Source organism: Clostridium transplantifaecale (assembly GCF_900626075.1).
Classification (GTDB): domain Bacteria; phylum Bacillota; class Clostridia; order Lachnospirales; family Lachnospiraceae; genus Otoolea; species Otoolea transplantifaecalis.
The window spans coordinates 181955-196124 of record NZ_UYZY01000008.1 but is presented as its reverse complement, the minus strand read 5'-3'; the positions used below and the strand labels follow the sequence as shown (position 1 = coordinate 196124).

The 14170-nt window shown below is 48.2% G+C and carries 13 protein-coding genes; all 13 read left to right on the top strand.

Annotated elements, in window-relative coordinates; all coding sequences use genetic code 11:
* Positions 1 to 88: 88 nt before the first annotated feature.
* Positions 89 to 1138 carry an ABC transporter substrate-binding protein gene (locus EJL91_RS23175; RefSeq protein ID WP_125144345.1) on the top strand — a complete coding sequence of 350 codons (1050 nt, stop codon included), beginning with the start codon at positions 89 to 91 and terminating at the stop codon, positions 1136 to 1138.
* A gap of 148 nt (positions 1139 to 1286) precedes the next feature.
* Positions 1287 to 2810 carry a sugar ABC transporter ATP-binding protein gene (locus EJL91_RS23170; RefSeq protein WP_125144344.1) on the top strand — a complete coding sequence of 508 codons (1524 nt, stop codon included), beginning with the start codon at positions 1287 to 1289 and terminating at the stop codon, positions 2808 to 2810.
* Complete coding sequence (locus EJL91_RS23165; RefSeq protein ID WP_125144343.1) at positions 2803 to 3762, top strand: ABC transporter permease; 960 nt, start codon at positions 2803 to 2805, stop codon at positions 3760 to 3762. The genes EJL91_RS23170 and EJL91_RS23165 overlap by 8 nt, the downstream gene beginning before the upstream one ends.
* A gap of 13 nt (positions 3763 to 3775) precedes the next feature.
* Positions 3776 to 4780 carry an ABC transporter permease gene (locus EJL91_RS23160; protein ID WP_125144342.1) on the top strand — a complete coding sequence of 335 codons (1005 nt, stop codon included), beginning with the start codon at positions 3776 to 3778 and terminating at the stop codon, positions 4778 to 4780.
* Positions 4777 to 6579, top strand: coding sequence for a glycoside hydrolase family 2 protein (locus EJL91_RS23155; RefSeq protein WP_125144341.1), 1803 nt, complete (start codon positions 4777 to 4779; stop codon positions 6577 to 6579). The genes EJL91_RS23160 and EJL91_RS23155 overlap by 4 nt, the downstream gene beginning before the upstream one ends.
* A gap of 274 nt (positions 6580 to 6853) precedes the next feature.
* Positions 6854 to 7660 carry a sporulation transcription factor Spo0A gene (gene spo0A / locus EJL91_RS23150; protein WP_125144340.1) on the top strand — a complete coding sequence of 269 codons (807 nt, stop codon included), beginning with the start codon at positions 6854 to 6856 and terminating at the stop codon, positions 7658 to 7660.
* Between the two features lie 123 nt (positions 7661 to 7783).
* Entirely contained in the window at positions 7784 to 9226 is a 1443-nt protein-coding gene (gene glgA / locus EJL91_RS23145; RefSeq protein ID WP_125144339.1) for a glycogen synthase GlgA, read from the top strand.
* A 19-nt stretch (positions 9227 to 9245) separates the two neighbouring features.
* Positions 9246 to 9818 (top strand): HDIG domain-containing metalloprotein, encoded by a 573-nt coding sequence (locus tag EJL91_RS23140; RefSeq protein ID WP_125144338.1) that lies wholly within the window; start codon positions 9246 to 9248, stop codon positions 9816 to 9818.
* Between the two features lie 255 nt (positions 9819 to 10073).
* Positions 10074 to 10535, top strand: a complete 462-nt coding sequence (locus tag EJL91_RS23135) for a divergent PAP2 family protein (RefSeq protein WP_125144337.1) — start codon at positions 10074 to 10076, stop codon at positions 10533 to 10535.
* Positions 10536 to 10803: 268 nt separating this feature from the next.
* Positions 10804 to 11376 carry a putative ABC transporter permease gene (locus EJL91_RS23130; protein ID WP_125144336.1) on the top strand — a complete coding sequence of 191 codons (573 nt, stop codon included), beginning with the start codon at positions 10804 to 10806 and terminating at the stop codon, positions 11374 to 11376.
* A 315-nt stretch (positions 11377 to 11691) separates the two neighbouring features.
* Positions 11692 to 12345: a Maf family protein gene (locus EJL91_RS23125; protein WP_125144335.1), complete on the top strand. Its 654-nt coding sequence runs from the start codon at positions 11692 to 11694 to the stop codon at positions 12343 to 12345.
* Positions 12338 to 13126, top strand: a complete 789-nt coding sequence (locus EJL91_RS23120; protein WP_125144334.1) for a Cof-type HAD-IIB family hydrolase — start codon at positions 12338 to 12340, stop codon at positions 13124 to 13126. The genes EJL91_RS23125 and EJL91_RS23120 overlap by 8 nt, the downstream gene beginning before the upstream one ends.
* Positions 13127 to 13162: 36 nt before the next feature.
* On the top strand, positions 13163 to 14161 hold the full coding sequence (locus EJL91_RS23115; protein WP_243125540.1) for a peptidyl-prolyl cis-trans isomerase: 999 nt from the start codon (positions 13163 to 13165) through the stop codon (positions 14159 to 14161).
* Positions 14162 to 14170 lie beyond the last annotated feature (9 nt).

The window sequence follows — 14170 nt, the reverse complement described above, 5'->3', positions numbered from 1 at the left end:
TTATTAAAACTATATTGTAAAAATAGACCAAATGATATAAAATAAATTATGTAATAAAAACACGTTTTAATCAAGGGAGGAAATTATTATGAGAAAAATGGTCGCAATGGTTATGGCAGCAACGATGGCATTGTCACTGACTGCCTGCGGAAGTTCCAGCAAACCGGCAGAAACTGAGGCACCGGCAACTGAGGCGGCGGCTCCTGCGGAAGGAAAGACGGAAGCAGCGGCGCCGGAAGAGAAAACAGAAGCTCCTGAGGGAGCAAAGGTACTGGAGGGTAAGAAAGTAGGATTTGCCCAGACAGACAGCATGTCCGCATGGAGAACGACAGAGACGGACAGCATCAAGGAATACGTGGAAAACGCCGGAGGCGAATTTATCGTTAAGGATGCCGGCGGAGATATCGCGACTCAGGAATCCGATATCCGCGATCTGGTAGCGGCTGGCGTTGACTACCTGGTAGTTGCCCCGCTTGAGAATAACGGACTTCAGGGCGCGCTTCAGGAGGCCATGGAAAGCAACATCCCCGTTATCCTGGTAGACCGTGCAATCGACGGAGACGCAGGAACCCACTACACAACGGCAATCATGTCCGATTTCGTCTGGGAAGGCGAGCAGTGTGCAAAAGCCCTGACCGAAGCATTACCGGACGGCGGCAACGTAGTAATCATTAACGGCGGTTACGATTCTTCCACATCCACAGACAGACAGGACGGATTCGTGAAGGGTCTTGACAGCTCCAAGTTTAAAGTAGTGGCTGAACAGGATGGAGAATGGCTGATGGATAAGGCTCAGGCCGTTATGGAAAACATTATCCAGGCTCAGGGCGGCGAGAATATTGACGCCGTATTCTGTGTAACAGACGATATGGTTCAGGGCGCTATGAACGCAATTGAGGCGGCAGGCCTGAAACCGGGAGAAGATATCCTGACACTGGGAATCGACGGAACGAGAGCGGCATTTGAAGCAGTGGAAGACGGAAGACAGCTTGCTTCCTGTACCTGCTCCCCATACTTCGGAGAAATCGTCGTAGATACAATTTCCAAAATTATCGGCGGAGAAGAAGTGCCAGCCCACATTACAAACGAGGATACTCTTTATACAAAAGATAACGTGAAAGTAGAGTTAGGATTCTAGAAACTGTTAAAAAAGTGTTCCGCAGGATGTTGGCTGAGAAAATACTGATTGTTTCAAACGATTTTACAAACGATATATCCGGGCACACAAAAAAGACTGCCGCAGAAATTGTTTATTTTTGCGGCAGCCTTTTTGAAAGGAGAAGTTTATGGCAGAAGTTTTGCTGGAAATAAAAGGTCTGGAAAAGACGTTTCCGGGAGTCCGCGCGCTGAAGGGCGTCAATTTAACGGTGAATAAAGGGGAAATCCATGCTCTGATGGGAGAAAACGGCGCCGGCAAATCGACCCTGATCAAGGTGCTGACCGGAATTTACCAGAAGAATGGAGGAACGATACGTTTTGACGGCCAGGAGATTAATGCAAAGACTCCGATTGAGGCGAACGGGAAAGGAATATCCACTATCTACCAGGAACTGAACCTGGTTTTATTTCAGACGGTATATGAAAATCTGTTTCTGGGGCGCGAACCCAGAACAAAATTCGGGAGCATTGACAGAAAGTCGATGATTGCCGAGGCAAAGAGGATTTTGGAGGAATTGGGAATTGAGATAGATGTGACAAGGCCATTAAAAAACTATTCGACGGCAATCCAGCAGATGGTGGCTATTGCCAGGGCGGTCAGCATCAATGCAAAACTTGTTATTATGGATGAACCCACCTCCTCGCTGGATACCCATGAGGTGCAGGTGTTGTTTGGAATTATCAGACAACTGAAGGCAAGAGGAATAAGTGTGATTTTTATCAGCCATAAACTGGATGAGATATTTGAAATCTGTGACCGTCTGACTGTTTTTAAGGACGGAGAATATGTGGGTGAATATAATGTCGGTGATTTGGATCAGCTTAAGCTGATATCGCTGATGGTGGGAAGGGATACAGTAGAACTTGAAAGGAATAAGCAGGGCTACGCATTTACTAAAGCCCCGGTGATAGCTGGGATGAAACGGATCCGTCAGGGGATGAGGCTGAACGGAATTGATATAGAGATCAGGCAGGGAGAGGTGGTAGGCCTTGCCGGCCTTCTCGGTTCAGGCAGAAGCGAGCTGGCCCAGGTGCTATTTGGGAGCAGTGTACCGGACGAGGGCGAGATTTTCTGGTGGGGTGAACCCGCCGCTATCCATTCACCGTCCGATGCGATCAAAAAGGGAATGGGTTTCTGTACGGAAGACAGAAAGACAGAAGGAATTATTCCCCATCTGTCGGTAAAAGAAAACATCACGATTGCCCTGCTTCCGAAGCTGAACTCGTTCGGCTTTGTCAAGACGAAGGAGCAGGAGGAGATTGTAAATACATATATTGAGCGCCTGAAGATTAAGACGCCGTCCCCGGAGCAGGCAATCTGCAACCTGAGCGGCGGCAACCAGCAGAAGGTGCTTCTGGCCAGATGGATGTGCATGAACCCGAAACTGATGATCCTGGATGAGCCTACAAGAGGAATTGACGTGGGGGCCAAGGCCGAGATTGAGCAGCTGATCCAGGAGTTTTCAAAAAGCGGAATCTCCGTTCTGATGATCTCATCAGAGATTGCGGAGCTTGAGCGGAACTGTGACAGAATCATCGTCATGCGGGAGGGAAAAGTCATAGATGAACTGGTCGGAGACAATATCAGCCAGGACAGGGTGATGGAAACCATCGCAAGAGGCAGCGAAAGTGAGGGAAAAGTGCATGAATAAGACAAAACAGGATTATTTCCAGCTTGTAAAAAAATACAGTGCAATTACGCTGCTCCTGTTCTTTATCCTGCTGAATTCTCTGTTTACCCCCAACTTTTTCAGGATAGGCAATCTGAACAACGTAATTACGCAGCTCTGTCCCACAATTCTCTGCGGAATGGGAATGACGCTTGTCATCTCCACGGGAGGAATCGATATTTCCGTCGGTTCCGTCATGGCTCTGGCGGGAGTCCTGACAGCCAGGCTGATGCCGGATACGGGCCTAATCCCTGCCGTATTGGCCGCAGTTGCCGTATCGGTCCTGGTGGGCTGTTTTACCGGCATTATGGTCGGAAAACTGAAGCTGCAGGCCATGGTCATCACACTGGGCCTGATGCTGGGCCTGAGGGGAGTGGCCCAGGTTCTGTGCGGAGGAAGAGATATTTATTTTAATAAACTAGGCGCCGTGGGAAAACAGCTTTCCCTGTGGGGAACGTATAAGTTTGGAGGCGTGATTCCGGTGCAGATTGTGCCCATTGTCATTTCTGTGGCGGCCGTCTTTATCATGATTGAAAAAACTGTGCTTGGCAGGCAGATCCAGGCCGTCGGAGACAATATGAAATCCAGTTCCCTGGCGGGAATCAACACGGCCAGGACGCTGATGATTGTATACGGCCTCAGCACATTCTTTGCGGCTTTTGCCGGGATTTTCCAGGCGGCCAAGGTATCTGTGGCTGCGGGCAGTTCTCTGGGACAGCTGGCGGAGTTAGACGCGATCGCGGCCGTTGTAATCGGAGGCACGCCGATGACAGGAGGAAAAGCCCATGTTCTCGGAACCGTTGTGGGAGCCTTAATCATGCAGATGATTACCCTCACCTGCGTTATGAACGATATACCGGATCAGTACGCCCAGGTGTTCAAGGCGGCGATTATCGTGTTTGCAGTATTTATCCAGAGAGAACAAGCGAAGTAGGAGGTTAAGAAGTATGAAATCAATAAAAAAAATATATAATTCATTTTATTCAAAAAGTACTATCTTAGCATTCCTGCTTTTAGTGATTGCGACAAGTATTATTTTCAAAGATAAAAACTTTTTGACGACGGCCAATGTATTTAATATTCTTCTAAAGGCGGCGAAAAACGGCGGTTTTCTGGCACTGGGCATGACATTTGTCATTTTGTGCGCCGAGATCGATCTTTCCGTCGGCGCCGTGTTTGCCCTCAGTGGAGTGGTAATGGGAATTACCGCTCAGGTTAACCCTGTTTTCGGAATCTTCTGCGGCCTCATGGTCGGTGTGGCATCCGGGCTTTTAATCGGTCTGATGGTCACCAAAATGAGGATCTCGTCCTGGATTGCTTCCCTGGCGATGCTGTTTGCCCTCCGCGGAGTAATTCTGATTGCGGCCAAAAAGTCGGTTGCAATCACGGGAGGGGTGCTCACATTTGCTAATACAAAGATTCTAAAAGGGATGATACCGGGGATGAACAGCGGTATCTCAATCCTGATTCCGCTTCTTTTTGTTATCACTTTCATCTGCATGTATATTTCCAGGCATACGAAGTTCGGTATGGGAATGTATGCAGTGGGGGGAAACTGCGAGGCGGCCAGGATGATGGGAATCGACGTGGACCGGATTAAAATCAAGGCATTCGTCTGCTCCGGCTTTATTGCGGCGCTCTCCGGCGTACTCCTGGCATCCAGCAGCGGCAGCGCGACTCTGAGCGCGGGTAATGTGTATGAGACGTATGCGATTGCAATGTGCGCGATCGGCGGCGTGAAGCTGTCCGGCGGGGAAGGGAAATTTTCCGGCGCATTCTTCGGCATTTTGATTTATTTTATTATCAACACAATATTTACATATCTTCCGACCAGTATTTCCGTTCACTGGCAGTCAATCATCATGGGCATGCTGGTGCTGATTTCCGTCGGAGTCCAGTCTGAAGTGTTTCAGACAATTAAAATCAAAAAGAAACAGGTGGGTGAATCATGATTCAACTAGTCAGCAGGTGGGGAAAAGAACTCGATACAGAACATATTTTGCCGGAATACCCCCGTCCGAACCTTGTGAGGGACAGTTATCTCAACCTGAACGGGGAGTGGGAATACTGTATCAGTGAGTCGGAAACGGCGGAATCTTACGATGGTACGATCCTGGTGCCATTTTCGCCGGAGACAATGTTGTCCGGTGTGGGGAAAATTCTGATGCCCCATCAGTATCTGCATTACAGAAAAAAAATTACCGTCCCGTCCGGTTTCAGGAAGAACAGGATCCTTCTCCATTTCGGGGCCGTCGATCAGGAGTGTATCCTGTATGTCAATGGTGCGGAGACGGGGGGACATAAGGGAGGCTACCTGCCGTTCTCTTTCGACATAACGGATAAACTCCGCGAGGGGGAGAACGAGATTGCACTCCGCGTCACCGACAGGACGGAACTTTCGCCTCATGCGCGGGGAAAACAGAAACTTGAGAAAAAAGGAAAATATGGCTCACTTTTTTATACCCCCCAGAGCGGAATCTGGAAAACCGTCTGGATGGAGAGCGTGGCGGAGGATTATATCACGGAGGTAAAGATTACTCCCTTGTTTGATGAAAGCGCCGTGAAGATCACGGTACACTCCAACAGGGATGTTTCGGGCGGTGGGAAGGTAAAACTGGAAATTTACGACGGAGGAACGCCGGTTGGGGAGGCCGTGACGGACACAGGCCGGGAGATTGTGATAAAACTTTACGGTTTCAGGGCCTGGACTCCCGACGATCCCCACCTCTACGATCTGAAAATCAAACTGGGGGAGGATGAGGTGTCCTCTTACTTCGGAATGCGTAAAATATCGTCCGGCAGGGACAAAAAAGGCATTTTAAGATTCTTTTTAAACAATAAACCGTACTTTTTTAACGGCATTCTGGATCAGGGCTACTGGCCGGAGAGTCTTCTTACCGCGCCCAGCGACGAAGCGCTGATATACGACATTGTCAAACTGAAGGAGATGGGGTACAACACAATCCGCAAGCATGTCAAGATTGAGCCGGAGCGGTTTTACTATCACTGTGACAGACTCGGCATGATTGTCTGGCAGGATATGCCGAACGGCGGAGGAGAATATAACATGGTTTTCGTGACCCATCTGCCGAACGCATCCGATCGGTTTGCCAGAGGCGTGAGCGATCACCACTATGGCATGTTCAGGAGGAAAGACAGGGAGGGGCGCGAGCAGTATTATACTGATCTGGATGGAATGGTGCGCACCCTGTACAATTATCCCAGCATTGCAGTGTGGGTTCCTTTCAACGAGGGCTGGGGGCAGTTTGACGCCCCGAAAGCGACGGAGAGAATCCGGAGAATCGATAACACCAGGCTGATCAACGAGGCATGCGGCTGGTTTGACCAGAGGGGCGGGGATATGTACAGCATCCACAATTATGTCCACAAGCTGAAAGTAAAACCTCAGGAAGACCGGGCGGTCGCTCTGACCGAATACGGGGGGTATGCCTATCCGGTGGAAGGTCATCTGCCGTGTGAAAAAGAATTCGGCTACCAGCACTACCATTCCTCTGAGGAGCTTACGGAGAACTATAAACGGCTGTGGGAGGAAGAAATATACCCGAACCTGGAGCACGGCCTGTGCAGCGCCATCTATACGCAGACCAGCGATATCGAAGAGGAGATCAACGGTGTCATGACATATGACCGGGAGGTTGACAAACTGCAGGTAGAGAAAGTCCGGAAGCTGAATAAAAAGCTTTATGAGATGTTTGACAGGGTTACGAAAGGTGAAGCGGCAGCGTGGTAAACTGCCGCTTTTTCTCTCAGCAGAAACCTGCTAACGTCCTGAAAAAAATTCCGACAACATTTTGCACAAAAGGCAAGTATCCGTTATAATAGGAATTGCCGTAAAAGGGAAATGTGACAGGAGTCTCCCGATTTTTACCCGGGAGAACACCTATTCTGTATCAGCTTTTTTGTGACATTTCGTGTCGAATTATGCGGTGAGATCGAGTTGAAAGAAAAACGGGGTCGAGTCTATAATCATCATTACCATTTAAATTTTAGGAGGAGAGTATATCATGGCAGAACTTAATATTGCGATTGCGGATGACAACAGGCAGACTTTGGAGATGCTTGGCGAAATACTGGAGAGTGAAAAAGATTATCATGTCGTTGGAAAGGCGGATAATGGTAATGAGGCGTACAATATGATACTGAGAACAAAGCCGGATGTTGTCTTACTGGACATAGTTATGCCGGGTATGGACGGAATCTCGGTTATGGAGAAGGTAAAAAACAACGAAGAATTCAAAGAAAATACATCTTTCATCATGGTAACGGCGGCCAGCAGTGAGAATCTGACAGCAGATGCCTTTAAACTCGGCGCCAGCTATTACATCATGAAGCCTTTTACCAGGGACAGCGTCCTCGACAAACTGAGAAGACTGTCGGGTTATAAAAATAAAACAACCATGCTTGCGGGAAGCAGAAAAGTGAAACCTTATGTAAATAAATCGGATTATATGGAGCAGAATCTGGAAAATGATGTAACTCAGATGCTTCATGAGATTGGCATCCCGGCCCATATCAAAGGTTACCAGTATCTGCGGGATGCTATTATTATGTCCGTCAGTGATAAAGAGATGCTTGCATCGGTGACAAAAATCCTGTATCCGACTATTGCAAAGAAACACCAGACAACGCCAAGCCGTGTGGAACGCGCGATCCGCCATGCGATTGAAGTGGCATGGAGCAGGGGAAAGATGGATACAATCAACGAACTGTTCGGTTACACGGTGAGCACGGGAAAAGGCAAGCCGACCAACTCGGAATTCATCGCCCTGATTGTGGATAAGATTCGCCTGGATTACCGCAGAATGAACTAAGCGGACTGAAAAAATTCTGATACTACTTTCTAAATTCATAATTATATTGTATAATGATTATAATCATCGTGTGAGGTATGACGTGAAACGTTTTCAATATAATGTAGCCGGGGAGGTAGTATTATGAAGAACATTCTCTTTATAGCATCAGAAGCAGTTCCGTTTATAAAGACGGGAGGATTGGCGGACGTTGTAGGTTCACTTCCAAAATGTTTTGATAAAGAATATTTTGATGTGAGGGTTATGATACCAAAGTATCTCTGCATCAAGGAGAACTTTCGCAACGAAATGAAGTATGTCAGCCATTTCTACATGGACTACCTGGGACAGAACCGGTATGTGGGTATACTGCAGTATGAGTATGAGGGAATTACCTTTTATTTTATTGACAATGAAAGCTACTTCTGGGGCAGTAAACCTTATGGGGACTGGTATTTTGACCTGGAGAAGTTCTCCTTTTTCTGCAAGGCGGCCTTGTCGTCTCTGCCTGTGATCGGGTTCAAGCCCGATGTCATTCACTGTCATGACTGGCAGACCGGTCTCATACCGGTACACTTGAAAGATAAATTCCGCGGCGGCGAATTCTTCCGCGATATTAAATCGGTTATGACAATCCATAATCTGAAGTTCCAGGGCGTATGGGATGTAAAGACCATCCAGCGATTTTCCGAACTTCCTGATTACTACTTCACACCTGATAAACTGGAAGCATACAAAGACGGCAATATGTTAAAGGGCGGCCTTGTTTTTGCCGACGCTGTCACGACCGTCAGCAATGCGTATGCGGAAGAGATAAAAACCCCGTTTTACGGCGAGGGTCTGGACGGCCTGATGAGAGCCAGAAGCAACAGCCTGCGGGGCATTTTAAACGGTATTGATTATGATGAATTCAATCCTGAGACGGATAAGCTGATCGCGCAGAATTATAACGCGAGGACATTCCGTAAGGAGAAGGCGAAGAACAAGAAGGACCTTCAGGCCCAGCTTGGCCTCGTACAGGATGAGAAGAAATTCATGATTGGTATTGTTTCGCGTCTCACGGATCAGAAGGGATTCGATTTGATCCAGAGTGTGATGGACGAAATCTGTGCGGAGGACGTTCAGCTCGTGATTCTGGGCACCGGTGATGAAAAGTATGAGAATATGTTCCGTCACTATGACTGGAAGTATAACGACAGGGTTTCCGCTAATATTTACTATTCCGAGGAACTGTCGCACAAGGTATATGCAGCCTGTGACGCTTTCCTGATGCCGTCCCTGTTTGAACCCTGCGGACTGAGCCAGCTTATGGCCCTGCGTTACGGAACCGTACCGATTGTCCGGGAGACCGGCGGTTTAAAAGATACGGTTTGGCCGTATAATGAGTATGAGGGCACCGGCACCGGTTTTTCGTTTGCCAATTACAACTCGCATGAGATGTTGGACTGTATTTATTACGCCAAATATGTTTTCTACAACAAAAAACGTGAATGGAATAAGATTGTAGACCGGGGCATGGCGGCAGATTTCTCCTGGCATGCATCGGCTATGAAGTATCAGGAACTTTATGACTGGCTGATTGGATAGTAAGGAGTGCGATTAGAGCATGGAACAGATAAAGTTAAGCCGGCAGGAGAAGGAAGCGGTCAGAAGATGGGCGGAAGACGACAACTGGGCCGTACGGGGGGAGTATAAAAAGGACAGCGGTTATATGGACTGCGTCGCTGATATTCTGGAAACCCCTGTGTTCCAGTCCATGGATAATTACTTCCAGCACGGGAATACTACCTGTAAAGAGCATTGCATCCGCGTTTCCTACATGAGCTATAAGATGTGCAGGAAATATGGGTGGGATTACCGCCAGGCGGCAAGAGCGGCTCTCCTCCATGATTTGTTTCTCTACGATTGGCATACCCACGCAAAGGAGACAGGAGAATATTTCCACGGATTTACGCATCCGAAGACGGCGATGAAGAATGCCGAGAAGTATTTTCAGGTGACAGAGAAGGAGAAGAACATGATTCTCCGCCATATGTGGCCGCTGACACCGGTTCCTCCGAAATATAAGGAAGGATATACCATCATTTATGCCGACAAATACTGCGGTCTTGCAGAGGTAGGCGCAAGGATGAAAGACTGGTTCCTATATAATCTGCGTCCGGCCTGGGCCAGACGCTGACGATAATCTGCAGGCAATGCGTGCAGGTCACTATCATGAGTATAAAGAGCCCGGCTCGCCGGGCTTTTATGATTCATAGGAAATTACGTCCTATGAATCATAAAAGCTCCGCGAGGATGCACATGCCGCGCAGAGGTAAATGGTTGCAGAAGCAACCGCGCGGCAGCGCAAGAGTTCCACAAGCGGAACTCTTTGATCACGTGTAAGGGAAGATATGGCCCTGGTGCCGATAAAAGAAAAGTACAGGAGATAAACATGACATTTTTTCAGCAAGTAACCGGAAACCAGACGTTGATGAGCGGCGTGGCAGGCTGGGTAATCGCCCAGGTACTGAAAACACTGCTTGATATTGCGCTGAACCGTTCCTTTAATCCCGAGCGGCTGGTGGGCTCAGGCGGCATGCCGAGCTCCCATTCGTCCACAATGTGTGCGCTGACAACGGCGGCGGGGATGAGATACGGCGGAGGCAGTTTTGAATTTGCAGTCTGTTTTATTGTATCCATGGTTGTAATGTACGACGCAATCGGCGTGCGGCAGGAAACGGGGAAACAGGCGAAGGTACTTAACAGTCTGCTGTTCGACGATTTTCTCAAACTGGACGGCGTGGTACTGCAGGAGAAATTAAAAGAGTATGTGGGACATACACCTATCCAGGTTGCGGCGGGAGCAATCCTGGGGGTAATTATTGCCCTGGTGATGGATCCGATGTTTATTTAAATTTTATAAAGGTCAGGGGGGAAAAGCTCACGGTGTGGGCTTTTTGCCATTATGGAGGGAAAATCCGGTTACTGTTCACACCGCATTGCGCTGTGGACAATAACACACTTCGCGATGCACAGAAAACAGTAACAAAATCCGCACTCAAGTTATAAAATCGCTACAATTTTCTTGCTTTATGTATTATTTCATATTATACTGGAAAAAATTATTAGGAAGTTTCCGGCAGGGGACAGAGAAGAGAGACTGAAAGGACGGGAATTTGCGAATGAAGATAACGGCAGACATTTATTTTTGGATTAATTGTTTTTTTACATTCAGCCTGATTGGCTATATCCTCGAATGCATTGTTCTGACTGTGGAAAACAGAAAACCAGTTTATAACCGCGGCTTTGGCCATGGACCGTTCTGTATTATCTACGGTTTTGGGGCTATCGGCGCCGCCATACTCCTCAGACCGGTTTCCGACAACATGGTAAAGCTCTATTTTGCAAGTATGCTGATGGCAACGACGATGGAGCTTATCACCGCCAGAATTATGATACGGCTTTTTGGAGCTTTCTGGTGGGATTACAGTAAAAAGAAATGTAATTATAAGGGGATTATCTGCCTGGAGAGCAGTCTGGGCTGGGGACTTCTGGGAATTATCTTTTTCAGGATCCTCAATGTACAGGTGCAGAACACGGTGAGAAGGATCCCGAACCACGTTGGGAAATATGTGGCTCTGGCGTTGATTTTCTTCTACGTGTTTGACTTTTTCTACAGCTTCAGGACTGAGATCAGGGAAAAAGACTGTGAAGAAGATACAGAGGTTATCGGCAGGATGAAGGTTAATTCATAGGTGGTTTAAACCGGAGGACCGATTAAAGCGCCGTCACGGCGGCATGAATATGGATTTACAGATAAGGAAGCGGGCGGCAGAACGGAATACGGACTGCCGCCTGCTTTTCGTTGCGCCGCCCTTGTGCATACAGGGGAGTTTGTGGTATAAATAAAAGGGTGGCGGTGTACTTTCCGCTATTATGCTATACACAAAAATTATAGTTACTGTTCAAAGTAATATCCCGCGAGGTGTCATCGCGCATATTTTGCGTGAAAATCCCGAGCTGCACGGAGTGAATTGCAATAAATTATAAAACAGAGACAGGATGTAAAGATGGAAAATATAAGAGTGATACTGGCCTCCGCTTCTCCTAGGAGAGAGGAGCTGCTGAGGCAGATTGGAATTATCCCGGAAGTGATTCCCAGCCGGGTTGAGGAGAAGGTGACGAAAAAAGAACCGGATCAGGTGGTGATGGAACTTTCCGGGCAGAAGGCCGAAGAGGTGGCGGCGAGGCTTGAAAAGACGAGGAAAGGGATTTGGACTGAGGCCAGTGCGGATAAGGATAAGAAGACAGGAGCGGAAGAGGATGCATCCATCACACAGATGGTGATCGGTTCAGACACGGTAGTTTATGCAGACGGCAGAATCCTCGGCAAACCGGCGGATTATGAAGAGGCGGCAAATATGCTCAGAACTCTTCAGGGAGGAACGCACCACGTTTACACCGGCGTGACCCTGATTGCAGGTGAACGGAAGAAGACCTTTGCCGTTAAAACAGAGGTCGATGTATATCCGATGTCGGAGCGGGAGATAGAGGCTTATCTGGCCTGCGGGGAATCCATGGATAAGGCGGGAGCTTATGGAATCCAGGGCAGATTTGCCGCGCATATCAGAGGAATCCGCGGTTCCTATACAAATGTAATGGGACTTCCGGCAGGAAGAGTCTATCAGGAAATGAAACGCCTATTGGAGGGACAGGATGATTAAATTAATCGTATCGGATATTGACGGCACCCTTGTAAAAGACGGAGAGAATCAGATCAATCCGGAGATTTTTGATGTAATTATGGAACTGAAAAAGAAAAAGAAGATCCATTTTGCTGCCGCCAGCGGACGTCAGGCGGCCAGCATCGAGTGTACCTTTGCCCCTATTAAAAAGGAGATTTTTTATGTGGCGGAGAACGGTTCTTATCTGGGCTGCTACGGAAGAAATCTTTTTCTCTACCCAATCGACCGGGAAACCGCGGATCAGCTTGCGGTGGATATTAGAAAAGATCCGGATCTGGAGGTCATGGTAAGCGGGGCCAAGGGAACCTATCTGGAGACGAAAGACAGGGAGTTCATTGACTGGATGGCAAATGGATACCATTTTAATATTATCGAGGTGGATGACGTCACCAAAGTGGATGATGAAATTATCAAGGTGGCTGCGTACCGGAGGGATGGAATCCAGCATGCCACAGAACCGTTTTTTAACAAATACGGCAGCAGGCTTAAGATGACGATATCAGGAGAAATGTGGATGGACTGCATGGCCCTGGGCGTCAACAAGGGAGAAGCTGTTAAGACACTGCAGGAAAGCCTGGGCATTACCCAGGAGGAGACGATGGTTTTCGGTGATCAGCTCAATGATATAGAGATGCTGAACCGGGCTTATTACAGCTTTGCCGTGGAAAATGCAAGGGAAGAGGTCAAAAAAGCGGCCAGATTCCAGGCGGATCGCAATGTGAATGACGGTGTTATGAAAATACTGAAGCTTCTTTTATAGAAAACAGGAACCAATCATCACGACAGGAGTGGAAATTTGAATAGAACGATACGTCTTAATAAGAAAAAGAAGAGCCGGTTATGGATGGAGCTGTCGGCGGCGATGCTGGCGTTCAGCCTGCTTGTTTTGACCGGATGCGGTAAGGGAGCTTCGCTGCCTGCCGGCAAAAAGAGCGAGAAGGGGTATTCCCTTCCGGAGATCATGGTAATTGCGATGACGGAGAAAAACCGATATGAGGAAATCTGTACGGATCAGATTTGGAATGTCACGGTTTCCGATGAGCAGGAAGATTTTGCATCTTATTTGACAGGGCAGATTAAGAATTTCATGGAGGAACTGAAGATCATGAATCTTCTGGCAGAGGATAAAAAAATGACCCTGTCTCCTGAAGAACGCTCCCAGATGGCGGCGGCCGCTTCGGAATATTATGGGAATCTTACATCGGAGGATATCGCGCATATGGGAGTCTCCGAGGAGGATGTGAGGACGGTATTTGAGGATTACTGCATGGCTGAAAAGCTGGTGGAGGCCTTGACGGAGGGAATTGCCCTGGAGGTCAGTGACAGTGAGGCTAAGGTGATTACGCTGATGCAGGCCGAGACTGCCGACAGACAGGCGGCTGAGATTCTGAGCGCCGCTGCGTCACAGGAGAATGCAGACTTTGAAAAATCCGCCGGGGAGGCCGGATTATCCGTCACTACAAGGCAATTGGGCAGAAAAGAGGAGCCGCAGGGATTTGAGAATGCGGCCTTTGAGCTGACGAGTGGGCAGGTGAGCCAGGTGATTGAGTCGGAGGGCTTATATTATGTACTGAAATGTGTAAGCGATTACGATGAGGAGGCTACGGCAGCTAGGAAGAAAGTTATTTTTGAGGAGCGCAAACGCAAGGCGTTCCGGGAAATCTACGACAGGTTCAAGGAGGAAGTCAATCTGACTTACTCAGGCGATCCATGGAATAAACTGGACCTCGGTTCGGGCAGGTATGCGGCGGATGCGGATTTCTTTGAAATCTACAGAAAGCATTCGGGACAATAACAGGCGAAA